General features: G+C 36.1%; 18 protein-coding genes. 1 reads left to right on the forward strand and 17 read right to left on the reverse strand.

Annotation, left to right across the window (positions count from 1 at the left end):
• Nucleotides 1–5 precede the first annotated feature (5 nt).
• Together DYD17_RS08135 and DYD17_RS08140 are read right to left on the reverse strand one after the other, a co-directional pair.
• Entirely contained in the window at nt 6–563 is a 558-nt protein-coding gene (locus DYD17_RS08135; RefSeq protein WP_115246281.1) for a hypothetical protein, read from the reverse strand.
• Nucleotides 563–1,915 (reverse strand): phage tail tip lysozyme, encoded by a 1,353-nt coding sequence (locus tag DYD17_RS08140; RefSeq protein ID WP_115253036.1) that lies wholly within the window; start codon nt 1,913–1,915, stop codon nt 563–565. The genes DYD17_RS08135 and DYD17_RS08140 overlap by 1 nt, the downstream gene beginning before the upstream one ends.
• 209 nt (nt 1,916–2,124) lie before the next feature.
• On the opposite strand from DYD17_RS08140, the gene DYD17_RS11225 reads away from it, so the two are divergent.
• The gene (locus DYD17_RS11225) at nt 2,125–2,199 is read left to right on the forward strand and encodes a hypothetical protein (RefSeq protein ID WP_228775696.1); all 75 of its coding nucleotides are present in this window, start codon (nt 2,125–2,127) and stop codon (nt 2,197–2,199) included.
• 167 nt (nt 2,200–2,366) lie between these two features.
• Here the strand turns inward: DYD17_RS11225 and DYD17_RS11230 are convergent, their stop codons facing one another.
• The 15 genes from DYD17_RS11230 to DYD17_RS08225 form a co-directional block, all read right to left on the reverse strand.
• On the reverse strand, nt 2,367–4,682 hold the full coding sequence (locus DYD17_RS11230) for an MFS transporter (protein WP_232009577.1): 2,316 nt from the start codon (nt 4,680–4,682) through the stop codon (nt 2,367–2,369).
• A 14-nt stretch (nt 4,683–4,696) separates the two neighbouring features.
• Nucleotides 4,697–7,198, reverse strand: a complete 2,502-nt coding sequence (locus tag DYD17_RS08160) for an ATP-binding protein (RefSeq protein WP_164549230.1) — start codon at nt 7,196–7,198, stop codon at nt 4,697–4,699.
• Nucleotides 7,199–7,218: 20 nt separating this feature from the next.
• Entirely contained in the window at nt 7,219–7,629 is a 411-nt protein-coding gene (locus tag DYD17_RS08165; RefSeq protein WP_011284999.1) for a conjugal transfer protein, read from the reverse strand.
• A 2-nt stretch (nt 7,630–7,631) separates the two neighbouring features.
• Nucleotides 7,632–7,901, reverse strand: coding sequence for a hypothetical protein (locus DYD17_RS08170; protein WP_037581342.1), 270 nt, complete (start codon nt 7,899–7,901; stop codon nt 7,632–7,634).
• Nucleotides 7,902–7,919: 18 nt separating this feature from the next.
• Complete coding sequence (locus DYD17_RS08175) at nt 7,920–8,870, reverse strand: conjugal transfer protein (protein ID WP_115246283.1); 951 nt, start codon at nt 8,868–8,870, stop codon at nt 7,920–7,922.
• A complete protein-coding gene (locus DYD17_RS08180; protein ID WP_015057929.1) occupies nt 8,871–9,350 on the reverse strand; it encodes a hypothetical protein in 480 nt (159 codons plus the stop codon).
• 7 nt (nt 9,351–9,357) lie between these two features.
• Nucleotides 9,358–9,840 carry an antirestriction protein ArdA gene (locus tag DYD17_RS08185; RefSeq protein ID WP_046159650.1) on the reverse strand — a complete coding sequence of 161 codons (483 nt, stop codon included), beginning with the start codon at nt 9,838–9,840 and terminating at the stop codon, nt 9,358–9,360.
• 52 nt (nt 9,841–9,892) lie between these two features.
• On the reverse strand, nt 9,893–10,165 hold the full coding sequence (locus tag DYD17_RS08190; RefSeq protein ID WP_115253037.1) for a hypothetical protein: 273 nt from the start codon (nt 10,163–10,165) through the stop codon (nt 9,893–9,895).
• Nucleotides 10,166–10,381: 216 nt separating this feature from the next.
• Entirely contained in the window at nt 10,382–10,504 is a 123-nt protein-coding gene (locus tag DYD17_RS11235; RefSeq protein WP_226324574.1) for a helix-turn-helix domain-containing protein, read from the reverse strand.
• 50 nt (nt 10,505–10,554) lie between these two features.
• Nucleotides 10,555–10,932, reverse strand: coding sequence for a hypothetical protein (locus tag DYD17_RS08200; RefSeq protein ID WP_011285007.1), 378 nt, complete (start codon nt 10,930–10,932; stop codon nt 10,555–10,557).
• Nucleotides 10,933–12,174: a replication initiation factor domain-containing protein gene (locus DYD17_RS08205; protein ID WP_011285008.1), complete on the reverse strand. Its 1,242-nt coding sequence runs from the start codon at nt 12,172–12,174 to the stop codon at nt 10,933–10,935.
• Between the two features lie 301 nt (nt 12,175–12,475).
• Nucleotides 12,476–14,179 carry an FtsK/SpoIIIE domain-containing protein gene (locus DYD17_RS08210; RefSeq protein ID WP_164549231.1) on the reverse strand — a complete coding sequence of 568 codons (1,704 nt, stop codon included), beginning with the start codon at nt 14,177–14,179 and terminating at the stop codon, nt 12,476–12,478.
• 19 nt (nt 14,180–14,198) lie between these two features.
• The gene (locus DYD17_RS08215; protein ID WP_115276453.1) at nt 14,199–14,654 is read right to left on the reverse strand and encodes a conjugal transfer protein; all 456 of its coding nucleotides are present in this window, start codon (nt 14,652–14,654) and stop codon (nt 14,199–14,201) included.
• A 2-nt stretch (nt 14,655–14,656) separates the two neighbouring features.
• Nucleotides 14,657–14,962, reverse strand: coding sequence for a cytoplasmic protein (locus tag DYD17_RS08220; RefSeq protein ID WP_115276454.1), 306 nt, complete (start codon nt 14,960–14,962; stop codon nt 14,657–14,659).
• A gap of 270 nt (nt 14,963–15,232) precedes the next feature.
• Nucleotides 15,233–19,288, reverse strand: coding sequence for an SspB-related isopeptide-forming adhesin (locus tag DYD17_RS08225; protein ID WP_115253038.1), 4,056 nt, complete (start codon nt 19,286–19,288; stop codon nt 15,233–15,235).
• Nucleotides 19,289–19,335: the final 47 nt, after the last annotated feature.

The raw sequence follows: 19,335 nt of genomic DNA on the forward strand, positions 1-19,335 counted from the left end.
TTTAATTAAAACATGACATTTTTTGGAGTGCCATGTAAACTCACAAATTCAAACTGACCTGTACCAGTAACATAATTACCAACAAGACTTAATTGTTCTTGCTGATGAGTCACTAATAAAATTGTAAATTGATACACATTATCAGAATTGCTCTGATAAACCGTCAAGCTATCTAAATCAAAGTGATACCCTGCTAAAAGCATCGTTTTAATGCTTGCTGCCATTGCTGGATTAGTAATGGACAACTTATTATCATAAGTAACCTTAATATCATCTTGACTTGATACACTAGCTAAATAATCAATCGGTATTACAATAGCTGATTTCACCTGTTTAGCTTCTTTTTCGTTAACACGCTCCTCAGGCATCTCTAAAGTGGCCTTGGCTTCTTTGGCAACATTTCTCTTAACCTTAGTTTTACTTTTACTCGGTGTAATTGGTTTTACAAGTATTTCTTGATTAGCTTCTATTAACTGAGATGGCTTTTGACGATGATACAACCGATAAAATCCTAATGAAAGAGCTACTACCAGCATAACAATAATAACTTTTCTTATCTTCATTATTTACCTACCGTTCCTACTGATTTCGTAATCTGATAACCGAGTTTCGCAGGATTGTAAAAAGTATATCCTTCATTTTTTAATTCTGCAGTAGTGACATAGCGATAGTTCCAAGAGTATTTCCCAAAGCCACCATCATCACCCGAATAAGACGCATAATTTTGTTCCACAATTAAAATGTCCCCATTTTCAAAAACATGGCTGACAACACCTGTATGGCCAGCAGAACTAGTCCCTGCAGAGGAAAATACAGCACCTGAACTTGGCGATTTATCAGATGAACCGCCAAAAGTCCTAACCCAATTAGCAACAACCATATGCCCATTACCTGCTTTTTGTGTTGGATGGCTACCGTTTTTTGACCACAAAGCATACATCAAACTCGCAGAAAGATCGGTACATTGACCTCCTGTCGAAGCAATCGCATACCAGCCAGCCGCTTGTCGATAATTCAAGCCAACTGATCTGGGATCGAGCGCATAAGGTTTTAAATCTGCAGGCAATTGTTCTGGTCGCCAAGCATTGTAGGAAGTATAGTTGACTTTGCCTGTACGATCTTTCCCAAAAGCCCCCTTAGAGTAAGAACCTGATTCACATAATGATAAAACGACTTCTTTTGATTCCCCTTCCCCCGGCTTTAATGGACCAAAAATGTCAAAAGATTTATGAAATACTATTTCATTATAACTATATTTAGCTCCATCGAATAATTCATACGCTTTCTGAGCATCTGCTTGCTTTTGAAATGGATTAATATGGGCAGTACTACCACGTTCATAAGCTTGCCAAACTAGCGTAGCCTGTTTCGGATCGGTCATCTGGGCCATTTGCTTAAAGGTATGATTTCCTCCTGTCAAATCCATTGAAGCATTCCAATCACCAGCTAGAATGGCTTTTGCAACAAATTCGTTCATGGCATCCGCATTCTCCCACTTGGGATCACCTAAAGGGGCATATTTGGTATAAGGGGTAAATTGATAAATACCTCCACCTGCTTCTGTCGTATAGTAACTCAAACCAATTGGTTTCACTCCAAAAGCTATAGAATTAGTTCGTAAATCATTACCATAATGTCCTTCTGCTCGACCTATCATGGCAAAACCACCTTCGGAATTAACCCAACCTACAATTCCTGCGGCAGAAGCGCCTGACAAGCCTTTCGATACCCAAGCGTGAAAGACTTTACCTGCTGTAACATTCGCAATTGAGCCTTTCTTTGTCCAATCGGTTTGTGAAGCAGAATCACTTGAGGTAACAAATTGTGTTGATAGATCAGGAGTTACTTGACAATCACCTTGACTGCTGCTAAATATGATCGTAACGATAACTACAATAAAAAAAGGAATGCTCATAAGCACTCCTAGACATCCAAGTTTCTTCTTGATAACATTCCCTCCTTCTTAAACTGGTCAGACAGAGATACGGTATGTTATAATAAAAAGGCAGAAAAGTTAAGACGGTGGCTCTTATTTCTGAAAGGTAGGTGGTGCCCATGGGCAATTCATCAAAATCCAACAGAAAGGAGGAGCTAGATTTGTCTACCTTTGAGGTCTTAACACTCATGTTTATAGCAGGTAACTTCGTTATCGCTCTCGTGAAGTTAGTCCTTGAACTGGTAAAATCGACAAAAAAATAACCGTCTCAACTTTGGCGAGTTAACGGTTATTTTTTAACGGTTATTTTCTGCCACCGTCTTAAACGGTTCTGCATTGGGTAGTTGTTTCCGCAACTGCCCTTTTCTATTTTCATTATAACTCTTATCTCCAAATTAAGCAACTATTTGATAACATCACAATACTTCCTTTAAACATGTCCTCTAAGTTTATCTAATTCAGCTAAAATAGTCGCCTTTCTTTCTAAATTTTGTTTTAACCGTAACTCTTTTGATTTACTGGCGTTAAATCCTCTTTTAAAGGCAGTCCCTCCATGTGCTTTATAATAGCTGGCATCATCAGTAAACTGACCTAATTCTGCTTCTAATTTAGATTTTTTCCGATTTCCTAAAGGTTTTTGTCGCTTAGCTTTTAGACGTTGATATTCTGCTTGAAGATTAAATCTCTCTTTAGCGTCCGTTTCTGGTTCAGACCTTTCAGGAATAATTGGAGAATCAAATGAATTTTCCAAAGATTTTTTATCAGAGGAATAATTATTTCCAATAGAAATATTTTTCTTCTGACTGCTTTGATAAATCATATCATCCATTTCTGGAGTTTCAACGATAATTGAAGAGTTTTGAGATTGATAATCACTTTCTGACTGAAATGGACTTTCCATCTCCTCATTAACACCTGGTAAATCATAATGAACATCATGATCAATTGATTCAGTCATCTGACTTGGTTTAGAAAAATTCGTTGGGGAATGTTTACCCAAGGGTTCTGAATTATCTAATGAAGCTCCAAAAGATTGGCTGTATAAGTTGTCTCTTTCAAAATCACTTACTTGAGAGAGATTGTAATCAGAAGAAAAGTTACTCTCTTGATTATCGAAAACACCTTGTTCTACTTGATGTCCAGAGGTAGGATTACCATTATCAGAAACATGCGGAACACTATTTGTGGAAAATTCTTGATCTCCTGCAAAATCTCCTAATTCTGAAAACTGATGGTCGAAATTAGTTTCATTAGAAAGGTCACTATAATTAGAAGTGTCATCTCCTTTGAAACGGTTTTTAATGGCACTAAGATTATCCTTAGCATGTACAAGGCTACCAACACCATAACCAGCTCCCATCATCGCAAGATTAGAAATATCATGCGCCTTATCATAGATATTTTGGGGTGTAACTCCTAAACTATTCGCTTTTTGAGCAACCATATTTCCTGCTTGTGTGACTGCTTGTGCAGCGTCTGCTCCTACAATTAAACTTAATACCTTTTCTTTATGTTTCCAAATTTGCCAAAAAATAACCCCCTGAACAACAATAGTAATAAACAACATAAATAAAATAGATTGTCCCTTAAGGTTATTGCTGCTTAACAAATGATTGTCTGTAAATCGAGACTTAATAAATGTCGCAATCAATGACTGTATATAAAAGACTATTAAAGTTAAAAAACCTGTTAGAGCTGGAAAGGAAACACCTCCAAGCATTAGCTTAAGCATATTAAAAGCAATATGTTGCATTTTAGGTAAAAAGGACACCAATAAAGCCAGTGGGAATAAAAACATTAACAATATGACCACAATATCTGCTAAAAAAGCAATTAATTGAATCAATAATAAAGGTATAGCTAATATCACTGCTTCAAAAATTTTCAAAATAACATAAATAGACTTGATCCAAATATAGTCACTAACAGCTGACATCCACCTGTTTTGTTCTTCTCCTTTCAAAGCTCCGTCACCAAGTTTATTTGTATACTCTAATATTTGTTGACTTTTTGGTACTACAAACTGATTTGACTTATCATATTTTCCTAGAATTTTGCTATTATCTAACTCCTCTTCTTTTCCTGATTTATTATTATGAAACTTACCATTTAACTGACCAGTATTTACAAAAAGATAAGCTGTATAAGACGTTTTCATAACATAATTATCAGCTACCGAAGCCTCATGAGAAATGATTTGCTTCTCATCTTCTGGACTCACTACCGATAGATTAGTTACTGCATCACTAAAAGAACTAGCTACCGAATGAACCATATCCAACACATAGACACCGCCCGAAGTTGACTGCACCGTCCCAAAGTAACCGAACGCTAATAACATAACCGCAAACAAATGAAGTAATCGCCTTGAAAAATCACCTTTTGAAAAAATAAAAGCTAGAAAAATGGAAAAAGCGGATAAGGCAATTAAGAGATAAAGTAATGAATTCGTAAAATCTGCGGATTTAGAGAGGTTATCCCACAAAACTTTGGAACTATCAAACACAGTCTGACGATAAGTATTATACAAGCTAAAGTTTTCAAAAAATCGTAGAATAATGGAAAAGAAACCAACAATCAAGTTAAGTAGAAAAAAGGGAAAATTAACAAAAATATCTGTCAAAGTTACTTGTAACCCCGTCTCAAGACCTTCTGTACTTTCCATGTAAGCCTTTAATGCAAAAATATCCACATCCTTGACTTTCTGAAAGGTAGAAGCTATTAATCCATCATCAATCTTATCCATTTGGCCTCTCCTTTCTACGAAGCGTATTTATTTTCTAAGTGGCTTGAAACAGACTGTTTCATTGGTTTTAATAAGGGATCAATATCTGGATGAATGTTATGGACAGACATCATATTGAGGTTGCCATAAACATCATAATAAAGGCATTGTCCTGAAATCATGTTATCAATCCACTCCAGGTTCTTTTCGTTCACTTCCAAACCAACATGAGTTAAAATAGCTTCACGTTCTGATTTCTCGTAAAAAGCGAAAATAGTACCAAAACCAGTCGTATCGTCATCATTTTCGGCATCATGTACTGATTGAGACACTAACATTAAAACATTGTACTTAGAACGACCAACGCGGCGCATAGACTTGATAACAGCCTTACCTTCTGATGACTGCATCAGAATCCAAGCCTCATCAAAAATTTCAACAGTTTCCTCATTGGTTCGTTCCCCAAAGTGCTTACAAAAAGCACCTAAAGCAAACATTAAAGCGATTGAATTACTTTCATGATCAGATATATGATCTGATCCATCTTTAGGTAACGATAAGTCCGCAACTTCTAAAACTGTCACACGCTCTTCATATGATAATCCTTTAACATTACCATCCGAAAAAGCCAATTCCAAAATAGAATTCTTAATAATAGCTTTAAAATAATGTCCTACATCTACAATATCCTGATTATCTGATTGACATAATGTCTCAATGACTTGATTAAAACCAACGACTTCCTCATTTTCACGTCTTGAGATTACTTCGCTAATGGCCTCTGTCAAAGCAGTAGTTTGTACAATCTTAACTTCTGTCGCATTTCTTAACAGATAAAGCAACATATTTTTAGCAGTAGACGAGGCATCTTCTTTATCCAAGATAACGATAGGATCTAAAACCCCATGGTTTTCCTTCATCGCACTATCCAATGTCACAAAATTAATTTGCTCAATCTGGTGTTTTCTCAGTGGAAATTGTTTCGCATACTCGGGATCAGACACTACTTGTAAATAGTGTTGCCTTAACTCTCTCTTAGGATCAATATAAAGCACTCTAACATTTTGTTGCGCAGTATGTAAAAAAATCATCTGTGCAAGGTAGGACTTTCCCTGACCTGTCGCACCTGTAATGATAATATGAGGATTTTTAGTTACTTTACCAGCAACATCCTCCTTATTCGCAACCGTTGCATTAAACAAAACTAAGTTCTTCGAGCCCATAATCGCTTCACCAATATTATCCCAAGCAGATAAACGATTATCGACTCGACCAATATACCAGCCAATCCTGTTACCTGACTGGGTATTTGTAAATAACATCATTTCACTAAACCCACGACTGGTCACTAAGTGATTCCATTTACGTGTTGTCTTCTGTAAGTTTTGGCCATAAAGTAAAGCTTGAAACAAATAAGGTGTATCATGACTAGCTTCATGTACATTGACTTGCATATCTGCAAAGTAACTTAAAACAGCATGCCTACGTTGCCTTAATTGTTTGATACTAGACCCAGAAACCACCAAAAAACAACCGTATTCAATGATTTCTTCTTTATTTCCAACTTTCTTCATCAAGTCTTTTAATGAATATGAGCCCATTAGAATATCATCTTGTTGCACTGTATTCGTGGAGTAGGCTTCTTTCATAATTTGATCATAACGTGTATTCGAGCGTCCCATTGTTCCACTTAACTTAGTTTTATCAATAAATGCTGCTTTAAATCGTAACTCAACAGGAAAACTCATCCGTTGCACTAGTTCTCCTAAGTGGAACCCATTGAAGATAGTATTAAATTTCCCAACTGGTAGAATCGTTATAAATGAACTGCCATACGGACTTTCTAACTTTAAAAACCCTCCCGACAGAGGCTTAACTAAAGTATCTGTTACGTTCAACAATGTTCTATTGGCAATAACTTCATTTTTAGCATGTGGAATATAACGTAAGTATTGCATACGTTGATAATAAAATAAATCTTCTTCAGATAATCTCTTAGCTTTCAGTGATGATAACAAACCATACAGCAATAATTCCTCATCTTGGTACTCTTTATACCACTCTTTATCAAGTTCCACAGTATATCCCAACAAAGAGGCTACATTGTCTGCAATTAAATCCAATTGCTTTACCGCAAGTTCTTTCAATGTGGCACTCATTGCAGTACTACCTAGATTAACACCCACAAGCCAATCAAATTGATAAGGTATCTCAATCTCAGCTGTCAACGTGTCAACAGTGTAACTCAATGTATCTATACCTAAATCCTTAACATCATCTGCTAAGTCACCAATAAAATCAGACATTTTTTCCTCTAAAAGGTAATCTTTTGGTACCAGTGAAATATCAAAATGCTTGTATTTAGCTAATTTTTTGATAACCTGTGCTACCTTGTCTTTATGACTATCTTTTTTATCACTATCAGTAATAGTGATTGGCGTATTTGGAATCCGATAGTAGGCAATAACCACTTTATCTTTTCGCAAAGCTAAATTACTGTGAATGCTATTAATTGGATATTCCAACTTTTTTACCATCTGATCTCCTTTCTTAATCTTTAAATGTTTGTTTTCTCAAATACAATTTCTTCTAGTACCTCTACTCTTTCTCCCTGATAAATAGCTTTTTTATTAAAACCATAATCTATTAAATAGACAAGATAATCCCAAAGATAAGTATGCATCTTTTTACCTTGTGGCTCATACTCCGTATAAAATTTTGAAAGTCGATATGGGACAAACCAATACAGTAACAGAGAAATAGAATGCGTTAGCTGATTTAGCAGTTGCATAGGAGCCGAAAAGACTGTCAACATCAATACTAAAATCAAAAAGAAAACAATAAAAAAGGAAAGCTGCATTGGTGTTGAGAAATACCACAATAACTTTCCTTTTGACGTTTTTATTTCTTGAATCCAGTAAGGGGCGTTTAGGCCCCTACTGTAATCAAAATATTTTTCTTCTTCCATTTTTATAAACCTGTCTCAATACCGAACCAGCGAAGCATCCCTCCTAAAAAGGCAAGAATTTCTTGCCCTTTAAACAGAGAAACCACAATCGCATAAATTGACAGTACTGAGCCAACTTTTAGCCAATCTGCACTTTTCCAATTTTTAATCACTAAAAAAGCACAGATAACACTAATAAGATAAATCCCATCTCCCTGAAAAAATTGTTTTAGTCCTGAAACATTAGGGCCTCCTCCTGTTAAAACAACTTGAGCTACTTTTGATACTTTCATTAATTAAACCTCGCTTTTTTATTTAAAATAATGGTACAACTTGTCAACATACCAACCATTATCTGACTTAATCAGATACAGCGTGAAATTCTCTGACCGTGTACCTCCTGTTACCATATCTTCAAAGGTAACCATTAATTGCACAACTTGATTTGATTTATCTTGATAATACCGAGCATTGTTAGCGTCTAAAGATTTGACTCGATAGTTTCCACCCATCAGTTCAGGATGCTTCATTAGTAACTTCAGATCTATTTCATTACTTAAAGCATACTTATCAAAAAATACAGGTAAAAATTTTTGTATTGATAACATTTCTTGCTTCGGTAAACTCTTGGCTTGATCCACAGTTTTTCTTTCAAAACTTTTTGATTTCCCTTGGAAAAGATCCTCCGCTAAGGTATATGGAGGACTTACTATTGCCAATAATCCATTAGCCATACGAAATGGGATAGCCAACGTCATCTGATAAGATTTACTATCTACCTCATAGCCTATTCTCATTAAAGCAATATGATAATCCTCTTCTTGTTCTACACTAACCAGTCGTTGAGTCTGAAGCTTACGCTCCTTTTTAACATCATCAACAAGATTAGCTGTTGAAAAAGAATAATAATTATCTAATTCTTCTTTACGTTTTGTAGCCGTATCATCAGAATAGTTGATGTAAGTATACACAAAATTGTTCATGTAATACTGCACTCTAGGAATGTCTAAGATTTCCTTTGTATCTTTTCCGTTTTGTTGCTTGCTTGATAAAACCGTAGCTTTTAAACTATTTACTTGATTTGACAAACCAATTGCCCTTAATGAGCCAAAAAATCCTACAATAAATAATAATCCTAAAATTCCATAGACAATAATATTGGCTGTCTTTTGTTTTACTTCCTTTGGTTTAGGCTGCTTTCCTCCTTTTTCTTTCTTTGTATATCTCAATAGAAACTTTTTTATTTTCACTAAATAATCCATCTAACCTCCTTCTGTTTTTAACACATAAAATCCTTTGGATGTATTTAACAATATTCCACTTTGTATGTAAGCGTTTAAAGCATTTGCCCAAGTTACTGACCGTTGCCAAAAATCAATCAATGAATCAAATGATACATTTTTCAAAACATATCCCATTGCTTCTTTTTCATCTTTTGACAAAAAAACATAAAACTTTGTCACTATGGCTGGCACTGACAAGCCTTTCTTTAACAAATATTGAACAATGTAATCATCGCCATCATAAAGACCAACAATACATCTCTTTAAAAGGTAAACTTCCGAAAGTGACATAATCCTATCAACATTCCAATCAGAAAAACCACAAATGAAAAAGGCATCATCCTTGATACCTCTTTCTATCATGCGATCTCTTACTTGATTTTCCGTAAACTGCATGATGTCTAACTCACATAAAAATTGACTTCTACCTTTTTCATGAGTTCTTATAATTGCAATCATTATCTACTTACCCTGATATTTCGACATATCCGTAGTCTGAAAAACCACCTTGGCTTTCTAAGTCAATATCTCGACCATAAGCTTCACAATCAAAATAGAGTTCCATATTTTCTTTACCAACACCTTCTGAACCTAATTCATTAAACCAGTATTCGCCTAATTCTCGTCTAGTTGTGACATCAGGCAGTAAACAACAGTCACCAAAATTAAAATCATAATCTACAAAGTCTGAGGCAGTATAACCTGTTACCTGATGCACTGCTTGAACAAGTTCACTATCAACATTCTCTACCAGTTCAACAAATTGATTAATCATCTCAATAGAATCATGTTCTTTTAGTAACTGACAATCCGAATCTGCAATAATATACTCTAAATCATCTTCTTCACGAAGCCCCAAAGCTAACTTAAGCTCACTCATTTCCACAGGAAAACAAACTAACGTAGCTCTACCAGTTTTTATATCTCTAACAATTGCACTAACATCCATTTTTGACACTCCTTAATTAAAAAAGGAGCAAGCCATTGACTTGCTCTCACCCTTAATGAAATTCTTGTAGTTTATGACCAGTCGCTGACATAGACTTATGAGCCTTATTAATCATATTATTTTGGTAGTAGTATGATTTCAAATGTTGTTGAATCATGTCGACCATATAACCTGGTAAGGTCAATTCTTCACGTTTTTTAAGTAAGCTATTTAACTCTCCAGCTTTTTCCCATGACTGGTCATACTGATGACTAATCAGCAGTTCTGATAGCTCCTGAGTAACCACTAACAACTTTTTATCTGCTTCTGAACGTGTATTTGACATTTTTCTTTTCCTCTTTTTCTTTTTTTATACTCAATACCAATAAATCAACATATGATAGTTGGACACCTAATTTTCATCATTTTCCCTCATAAAAAAGAACCTCTTAAGGTTCATGAATCTAAAACTAACTGTTTAAGCATCTGAAATACCTAATAAATAATTTGGAGTAGTATTTAATAGTTTAGATAGCTCAATTAGTTTTGAAAAACTTGGTTCTCACTTTCCGTTCTCCCAATTTGAATATGCTCCTCTATTAATACCAATTCTATCAGCAAGCTCTTGTTGTGTTAATTTATTAAGCTGTCGTTGTTTTCTTAAACGATCTCCAAGTTTTTCCATTTACCTTACCCCTTATGATTTATAAGTTGGATTTTAAATGATCCCAAAAATCAATCGACTTCTTCATCTCTAAACATTTCCTTCTTCATCAGAATTCTCTTTTCCAAATGATATTTAGCAGCTAAACGAATAACTATCTCTTTTTGCTTTTCTAAAGGCTGCATAAGCAAACCAAACTTTAAAAGTTTCCGTTTAAAATCAGCAAGTTCCCTTAACTTATCTTCGTAGTCTTTTTGAATTTCATAAACACCAACATAACCAATCTTAATCAAATCATAAATGTCTATCTGATAATCTCTAAGCTCACCTGTTTGAATCTCAGGATAATAAAATTCACGATCAGGAATCATTAATACCAAAGAATCAATGACCAGCTCTAAATTATTTCTCGTTGATATAAAATAATTAAATTCATTTTCTAAAAACATCTACGCCCCCTTATCTAAACCTAGATTATATCGAATAGTTTCTAATATTTTTTCACCTCGTTCATTCACTTCACCAGAATTAATGATCATTTGTAGATTATCCCCATCAATCATACTGTCATATTCACTAACCATAGCTAGAGAATCAGATACTTGATGAATCAACCAGCGAATAGTACGTTCAATATTATAAGATTCTGGTCTCGTGACAAATGTTAGAGGTTCAACACCTCCAAACATCATCTGCCACTTTTGATCAGCCATAAATGCACCATACTTATTTTTTCCATCATAAACTTGAATTTTACTATTAATCAATCCTCTCGCAATTTCTCCTAATGGAATACCAGAAATAAATTCATCTACCACTGCATTCGCCTTAGATTGAGATAATCGGATTTCATACCGATTCCATATTTCAAATATTTCTAAAGATTCTTCAACAGAGATGCCCTCTAATTTAGCTAATTCATACCTTTTCTCATAAAAGTTAAAATACATTTCAGACTGTCGACTACCAAAATATAACGAAATACCTTGACGATTCTGTTCAATTTCTTCCATATCATTAAAATTTAAAGCACCACCACCAATATAATTCCATGTTCGCAAACTTTCAAAAGCTAACTCATGATGATAATATTTGGCAATCATATCCGATAAAAGAAAGTGTTCATTTTCTCTATCCTTACCCAGATACAATTCATCAATAGCTAAGTCAAAACGTGTAACATTCATTTCATCTCGATAAGAACGTCTTAAGTAGATTAGCCAATCTAACCAAGCAAAATTTTCTTGTTCCATAAGTAATTCTAATTGTCTACATCCTTGACCAGATAGCTGTAATGTTATTTGATAGTTTCCTGTATCATGTTTATCTGCATAATCAAATATCCAAATATCTCCACGTTTCCAAATATGGTTATAATTCATCAACTTAGATTCAACTGATGAAAATTCTTTAAATCGACAATGTAAAAAATTCCGACAAAAAAATTCCAAATCTCTAACGCTTTTTAACGTAATCCTGACATAGTCAATTGTCACTTGTAATCTTGAACTATCATTATCAGTCAAATAACCAAAATGTGTTTTCATTTCTTGAAATTTTTCAAGAGATAATTTTTTCTTACCAGATTCATATTGAGATAACATAGCTTGACTAATACCTATACATTTTGCAAATTCTTTCTGCTTTAAGCCTGATTTCTTCCTAAATTTCTTTAAATACATTGGATTCATCTATTTTCTCCCTAAATATTATCAATTTTTAGCTATTTTTTGATAAAATATAACCTGTTTTTGCTCGTTTTATAACCTATTTTTGAAACTTGAAAACCCTTGATACATATGGGGTTTCGGGGGTTTTACTTCGTAGATTTTTCAAATCTTACCCCCCTATTAGAAAACGGGGGTCTTAAGAAACTAACGTCCCTTTGCAGAGCCATAGTGTGTCCGCTGGTGCGGCGTGTTCGTGTTGATCGCTTCGCTACACTACGCCTCCAGCTACACTATGGCTCTGCAAAAGGATATTATTATCCTTTTACACTGATTTTCCTGTAAAATATTGACTTAACAAGTCCTTCCAAGACCCTTCAAAGTTATCTTTTTGAGTTAATAAACTAACTAATACAACTGTGTCTGCTTCAGATAAAACGATTTTATCCTCTACACGAGTAAATGTCATATAGTTATCTTTTTCAATCATATCAATGACATTTTTGATTTTACCGAAAGTAAAACCACTTGTTTTAACTAAATCGCCAAGACTCATTGTCTCCTCCTGATTATCGTCCATAAAACCATCTATATCAGGCATCTCTCCCTGAGAAACACCTTCGGCAAACTCCCTCAATGATTCGTCCGAAATAATGTCCTTGGAAACCAAAGTATTTTCAGTCGGATCAAATGGATTTTCATGACGCGAAAGTTTCGCAAACTCATCATAAAATGAAAATTGCTTCGTTAGTAAAGGAGAATAAAACTCTCTCGCCACCTCACCAAAAACAGCCGAATAGCCACGACCATAAACACGCCGACCTGATAAATATTTAATATACCTAAACTCTTTATTACGGTTTTCATCGCCAAAAAGCATCATATAACCACCATCATCAAGGCGTCCAACAGAAATATGATGCATCATATTTGACCTAATTTTCGTTGGTAAATCATCTGCAGATGGCTTTTGCATGGCAATAATCGCATTGCAGCCTACTTGACGACCAAGTAAAATATACTGTGTAAAAGCATTTTCAACAATATCTCTTTCCTGATACGATAATGAAGACATCAAGGCATTATATTCATCACAAATAAAAAAATATGGTTCCAAACCGTAATCATAAAATTTCCCCATATCTTTATGCCCTAAACGTTTCATCTCCTTACGAATAAAGTCATAGCGTGCATACATGATTGTAATAGCATTCTCAAATTTAGCAATAATATCTACTTTTTCGAAAACAATTCTATTTTGAAAAGCAGGTAAATCAGCCATTGTCACAAAATCAGCTCGCTTAGGATCACATATATCCGCAACACCAATAGCTGCAAGACACTTTAAAATTGATCTAAGTAAAACTGTTTTACCGCCACCAGTACCACCTGCAACCAGCAAATGAGGATCATTGATAAAATCCCAATAATAACCATTCATCAGCTTAATTCCCTTATCCTTTTCCCATACAACATCATTAACAGTTATACGAGCCAAAAAAGCGGAATAAGCTAATTTATAAATCTTAAACCTAGGATCATCAGTTTTTTCCATAAAATCCATAAAAAAAGTATCTTCCAGTTCACCACCAATATCCTTGAAACGCTTTTGAAATTTATTTCCTGCCATTTCAAAGGAAACATTTAAATCAAACTTACCTTGTTTTAAATAGACTTTTGGAAACCTAACCTGCTGCTTTTTATTAGATTTATTACGTTTCTCATAAACAAAACCATTTTCAAACAGGAATTTAGACAAACGTTTTAAACGATCTAATTTTTTAAATAACGGCGTTGCTTCCTGTAAAAACCACGTTAAGTATAAAGATAATAACAAAGCACTTAAAAAACTGACTCCAATACTAATAAGAACTACTAAATCCATCATTTTTAACAAGTCAAAATGATAATAACTATACAACCCAATCGGTATCAAAAACAAACCTAACAAAATAGAAAAAAGGTAATAGCTCAAATACCTCATATACGGCTTTACCTTAATTCCTCTATATTCGGGTATCAAACGCATCTTACCTCTCCCCTATTGTTTACTTTTCTTGCTTATGATTACCTTCACTGGCTACTTTTTGACCAGCAGAGCGTTTAATTTTAGAAGCAAACAACTTAAATTGATTACTTCCTACAGAAGAATAAGTCACAATAACCCCTTCTAATTCAACTGGCTCACGATATTTCAGCTGCAATGCTTCAAACTCCGCAAGACTCATGTCTACCAAAGTAACAAATTCTGTTTGTTGCTGCACTGGTGAGAAAATGCCAACAACAAGTCCACGTGATTCCCCTGTAGGAATTTGTGGATAAGAACCATCTTGACGTCTTGGCTGCGTCATATCGTCTTCATAGATTAAATCTGTTTCTTCAAAGGATCGTAATGATAAGTCACCAAAAATTTCTTTCAGATCAACTAGACCGTCATTTAATACACGATAACTTTTATCTACAATCTGCATTTTCTCTCCAAAATTTAAACCTACTTTTGCCATTCCTATTTACCTCCAGCTAATTTCAATCCTGCTGCACGTACATTAAGTGCAGGTGCTACACTATTATCATTCAAAGCTCTATCTTCAAAAAAGATAGCTTCACCATCAATTTCAACCACATCATCTGTTTTAAATACTTGAGCTAAAGCTGGCGTAATAACATGAAACACCCCATGCTTTTCGTTTGAAACAATATGGCGTTGAAACTGCCCTGCTTCGCCGTCAATTCGACGGGGAGCATCTCCTAATTTTTCATACCATGCTTTACCAATAAAATCTGGTTTTAACTTTAATGTTGATTTATCCATAATCTGCCTCTTTTCATTTCATTTAAAATAAAAAGGCTAGAATTGTCTTATCACACTTATTTCCTAGCCTTTCTGCTTAGTTTTATGACTTTTCGGTCATTATTCTAGCAATAAGCCAAGGCCTACCCACTCACGCTAACAAGCAACCAGTCATTCATCTAGGCTTTTTGAGGGGAAAGGAGACCCCTAACGATTACTTGTAATGGTTACTTATTAGAGAGAATGGATAGACCAAAAGCAAGTTGCTTTTATGGCTTATCCATTAAATTTTTAATGTTTACGACGTTTAATCCCTACAACACCTAAAGTTGATAGTAAGGCTGCACCAATCACAGTCAATAAAGAAGCTCCCTGCTCACCTGTTGATGGTAAAGCTGGTGCTTTAGGTGTCACAGGTTTTGATGGTTCTGGCGTATGAGTGATAACTTTATTAGACTTCACAGGATTACCGTTGACATACAAAGTGTACTCATTTGCCACATCACCTGCTTTGATGCGCTTGACAACCACAAAAGCATCTGCCCCAAATTCACTAGTACGTGGAAGTTGTGCGAGGAAGTCTGCCTTAAAGGCCAACTCATAGCGACCTGTTTCCTTATTATAGATTGTCTCAGTATATTTTGCTAAGTCAGTCCCTTTAGTAATGACAGTGCCATCTGATAAAGTGATGTCAACTGTCGCAAGCACCTTATCTTTTTGATAAAGGTCATGCGTGTGCTGAAGTTGATCCACAAATTTGTATTCTGTTAGGTCATAGCCACGACCTGCTGGGATGACCCAACCTTCCAAACGATAGGTAACTTCATCATCGATTTTCACTGTGCTATTATTGATAGACTTACCATCTTGGTCAAGCACCTCTTTATGAACAGCTAATTCAGGCAGGTGGTTAATCACAACATTGCCATAATAGCCATTTCCCATATCTAATTGATAGGTTTGGTTAGTGATGTCACCTTTCTTGAAATCCTTCTTGAGCTTAAAGGACAAGTTGTAGGTAATGTCTAGTCCTTTTTGAACATAAGCTTGATAAAAGGCTGCTGGGTCTTTAGCTACCCACATATAAAACTCACCCACTGGGCTTATACCTGATGTTTTAATAAGCGCTTTAAGCTTGTCATCAAGGGTATCTTTTGACAAGACATGGCGCATCTCTAAGAGGTGTGAGACATCATCACCGTTAGCAGCCTTAATCCCATTAACAACGAGTGACTGGCCATCTAAGGCTTCATCCTTATAATCATCCACGTAGATAAAGCCTTTCATGACACTGTCTTTGGAAGCTGTCATGCCTTTGTACTGATCAAAATCTTGCTTAGCCACGTAAGTCAACGTGCTGTTTGGTAAGACTGACTTCCCATCAATAGACTGACCCTTGTCATCCACAATTGTTTTAGTTGGCTTAATCAGATTGTCATGTGGTGTTGGATTATCTCCTCCTGGGTTACGAGGTGTTTTAGGATCATTGCCTGGTGTATAGATAACCGGAGTATTAGACGTTACCGTATAGCTACCATTTGGAGTAGTTATCACCGTCTTAAAGGTATTATAGTAAGTTCCTGCATCATTCAGTAAACGACCAACAAGGGATACCTTAGGCACTTCTACCTCTTGGTCACGTTTGGCATTGAAGTCATCTAAAAGGGATTGAGAAGCCTTAAGGCTAACCTTGCCTGCTTTATCTGTTGTCATTACCCAATCAGGCGAAAGCTTTTGTGTCGCCTTAACATCTAACTCAAATCCAGCTGGTAGTGGATCGGTTAGCATATAGCTTGTGATGTTCTGGCGACCAGCTTTGAGAGGCGTATTAACAAGCTCCCACGTCACCGTTGATCCTTTTGGTACCAGTTGTCCCTCGACATTAACCTGATCACTATTTGTAACAGTCTTAACATTGGTTGGTGTTTGTTTAACAGCAACAGGGTAAACCGTAACGTCATAGACAACTTTTTCAGGAACAGTGACATAAGGTTTCACAATTGGCTTAATCGGATGATAAATATCTGGGGTAAAGCTTTTGAGCTCTGGTTTAACCTCTTCAGGTTTAACTGGCGTTGGTGGTACTGGTTTTTCTTTCTCTAAGTTTGGAACACCATCTGTTGGCTCTTCTGGTGTTGGTGGGACTGGCTTTTCTTGCTCCAAGACTGGTTTTACTGCTTCAGGTTTAACCGGGGTCGGAGGAACCGGTTTTTCCTTCTCTAAATTTGGAACACCATCTGTCGGCTTTTCTGGTGTTGGTGGAACTGGTTTTGCTTGCTCTAAAACTGGGTTGACTGCTTCAGGTTTAACTGGAGTTGGTGGAACCAGTTTTTCCTTCTCTAAATTTGGAACATCATCTGTGGGTTTTTTAGGAGCCTCTGGAACTGGTTTTTCGTGCTCAACGTTTGGTTTAACCATATCAGGCTCTACTGGCTTTTCTGGTACTTCCACATGTGGCACAGCATCATTATTATTGACATAAGATACTAAAGCAGAACCGTGCGTATCGTGTATCCAATCATCATGTAACTGAAAAACATTAATATTTTTAATTGCTTCGTGAGGCTTCAGTTGATATTTAAGATTTAACGCAACTGTTTTATTTAATGAATTGTTAAAGGTTTGATCACCATCATGCGCCTTAACAAAGATCTCTTCACCAGTTGCCGTCAAAATACGAAAAGCAATATTCTTATCAACCGCTTCATTTTTGGCGACATTTTGATACTCATACTTATCGAACGTCACACTATCAATATAGGCTGTGATACTACCATCTTTGTTAGCCTCATAATGATGATTAATTTTACCAGTTAAAGTCCCATGACCAATTGTTTTTTTACCATCAATCATGTCATGCTTAAAAACAAACGAACCATCTGGTTGCGTTGTAACAGTCATGATCGAATTTCCATATTCTGCATTATCAACACCATTGGCTTTTGCATCAATGCCAAAGACAACTTGGTCGATAGCTTTGTTTTCAGCTTCCTTTTTAGCTTGTACAGCTTTTTGGTAGGCTGATAATTGAGCTTCATAAGCAGTTCTCAACTGTTGATTTTTCTGATCAACTGCTGCTTGGGCTTGTTCATTGCGCTGACGAATAACCGCATTCTCAGCTTTAATGCGTTCAATCTCTGCTAGTTTCTCTTGATAGGCAGCTTGAGTCTCCTGATTTGCCTGATGAGTGGCTTGACCCGCTTGTTCATTACGCTTGCGGATAGCGGCATTCTCGGCTTCAATCTGTTTAATTTCTGCTAGCTTAGCTTCATAAGCTGCTTGTAGCGCTTGGTTTTGACGCTCTGCTTCTTGTTGAGCCTTAGCATTACGATCGCGAATGGCAGCATTTCCAGCTTTAATGCGCTCAATCTCTGCTAGCTTTTCTTGATAGGCAGCTTGAGCTGCTTGATTGGTTTGATTCGTCGCTTGACCTGCTTGTTCATTACGCTGACGGATAGCAGCATTCTCTGCTTCAATCTGCTTGATTTCTGCCAATTTTGCTTCATAAGCTGCTTGGAGCGCTTGGTTTTGACGCTCTGCTTCTTGTTGAGCCTTAGCATTACGATCGCGAATGGCAGCATTTTCGGCTTTGATGCGCTCAATCTCTGCTAGCTTTTCTTGATAGGCAGCTTGGGCTGCTTGATTGGCTTGATGAGTCGCTTGACTAGCTTGTTGGTTGCGCTGACGGATAGCTTCATTTTCTGATTCAATCTGCTTGATTTCTGTTAACTTGGCCTCATAGTCTGCCTTTAATTTGGCATTCATGGCATCAGCTGCTGCTTGGGCTTGTTTATTTTGTGCATCTACTTGGGCTTGACCAGCTTCATTTTTAGCTTTGGTATCAGCTTCCCCTTTAGTATTAAGAGCGTCAACTCTAGCTTTTTCATCACGATTAGCTTGATCAATCGCTTTATTTTCCGAAACTGCTTGATTAATAGCTGTTGTGTTAGCTTCTTGTTTAGTTGTCGCTTCTGTGACAGCTTGAGTTTGTTTCTCTAAATCGGCTTGCGCAGATGATAAGCTATCATGTGTGACCTTCTCAGACTGTTTGACAGTAACACCTGCTTTTTGAGCTGTTGTGACAGCATTGTCCCATTCGGTATTGCTCACCTCTGATACCAACTCCCCTGACTGCTGCCCAGCTTGATGAGCTAGCTGTGTTTGATCAGCTGTTGGAGGTGTTTGTAGCTTTGTTAAGTTAGTCGCTGGGTTTAAAGTAGTTACGTCATCCGCAGAAACACTTGTTGTACCCAACGTCAACACTCCCGCTAAAGTAATACCACAAACAAGACCATAGGCCTTTGTTTTTCTAAAATAACCATAACCCTTAGTTTCCATTTGTTTCATGTTATTTTCTCATCTCTCTTCTAGGTTGCTTTTTGTGACGATCCCAG

This window comes from Streptococcus dysgalactiae subsp. dysgalactiae, from assembly GCF_900459225.1.
GTDB lineage: Bacteria > Bacillota > Bacilli > Lactobacillales > Streptococcaceae > Streptococcus > Streptococcus dysgalactiae.

What these genes read in the sequence shown, in the direction of transcription:
- DYD17_RS08220 (WP_115276454.1), bottom strand. Translation starts at nt 14,962, where the DNA reads ATGGATAAATCAACATTAAAGTTAAAACCAGATTTTATTGGTAAAGCA.
- DYD17_RS08170 (WP_037581342.1), bottom strand. Translation starts at nt 7,901, where the DNA reads ATGAAAGTATCAAAAGTAGCTCAAGTTGTTTTAACAGGAGGAGGCCCT.
- DYD17_RS11230 (WP_232009577.1), bottom strand. Translation starts at nt 4,682, where the DNA reads ATGGATAAGATTGATGATGGATTAATAGCTTCTACCTTTCAGAAAGTC.
- DYD17_RS08135 (WP_115246281.1), bottom strand. Translation starts at nt 563, where the DNA reads ATGAAGATAAGAAAAGTTATTATTGTTATGCTGGTAGTAGCTCTTTCA.
- DYD17_RS08210 (WP_164549231.1), bottom strand. Translation starts at nt 14,179, where the DNA reads ATGCGTTTGATACCCGAATATAGAGGAATTAAGGTAAAGCCGTATATG.
- DYD17_RS08225 (WP_115253038.1), bottom strand. Translation starts at nt 19,288, where the DNA reads ATGAAACAAATGGAAACTAAGGGTTATGGTTATTTTAGAAAAACAAAG.
- DYD17_RS08175 (WP_115246283.1), bottom strand. Translation starts at nt 8,870, where the DNA reads ATGGATTATTTAGTGAAAATAAAAAAGTTTCTATTGAGATATACAAAG.
- DYD17_RS08140 (WP_115253036.1), bottom strand. Translation starts at nt 1,915, where the DNA reads ATGAGCATTCCTTTTTTTATTGTAGTTATCGTTACGATCATATTTAGC.
- DYD17_RS08185 (WP_046159650.1), bottom strand. Translation starts at nt 9,840, where the DNA reads ATGGATGTTAGTGCAATTGTTAGAGATATAAAAACTGGTAGAGCTACG.
- DYD17_RS08165 (WP_011284999.1), bottom strand. Translation starts at nt 7,629, where the DNA reads ATGGAAGAAGAAAAATATTTTGATTACAGTAGGGGCCTAAACGCCCCT.
- DYD17_RS08200 (WP_011285007.1), bottom strand. Translation starts at nt 10,932, where the DNA reads ATGTTTTTAGAAAATGAATTTAATTATTTTATATCAACGAGAAATAAT.
- DYD17_RS08160 (WP_164549230.1), bottom strand. Translation starts at nt 7,198, where the DNA reads ATGGTAAAAAAGTTGGAATATCCAATTAATAGCATTCACAGTAATTTA.
- DYD17_RS08215 (WP_115276453.1), bottom strand. Translation starts at nt 14,654, where the DNA reads ATGGCAAAAGTAGGTTTAAATTTTGGAGAGAAAATGCAGATTGTAGAT.
- DYD17_RS08190 (WP_115253037.1), bottom strand. Translation starts at nt 10,165, where the DNA reads ATGTCAAATACACGTTCAGAAGCAGATAAAAAGTTGTTAGTGGTTACT.
- DYD17_RS11235 (WP_226324574.1), bottom strand. Translation starts at nt 10,504, where the DNA reads ATGGAAAAACTTGGAGATCGTTTAAGAAAACAACGACAGCTTAATAAA.
- DYD17_RS08205 (WP_011285008.1), bottom strand. Translation starts at nt 12,174, where the DNA reads ATGAATCCAATGTATTTAAAGAAATTTAGGAAGAAATCAGGCTTAAAG.
- DYD17_RS08180 (WP_015057929.1), bottom strand. Translation starts at nt 9,350, where the DNA reads ATGATTGCAATTATAAGAACTCATGAAAAAGGTAGAAGTCAATTTTTA.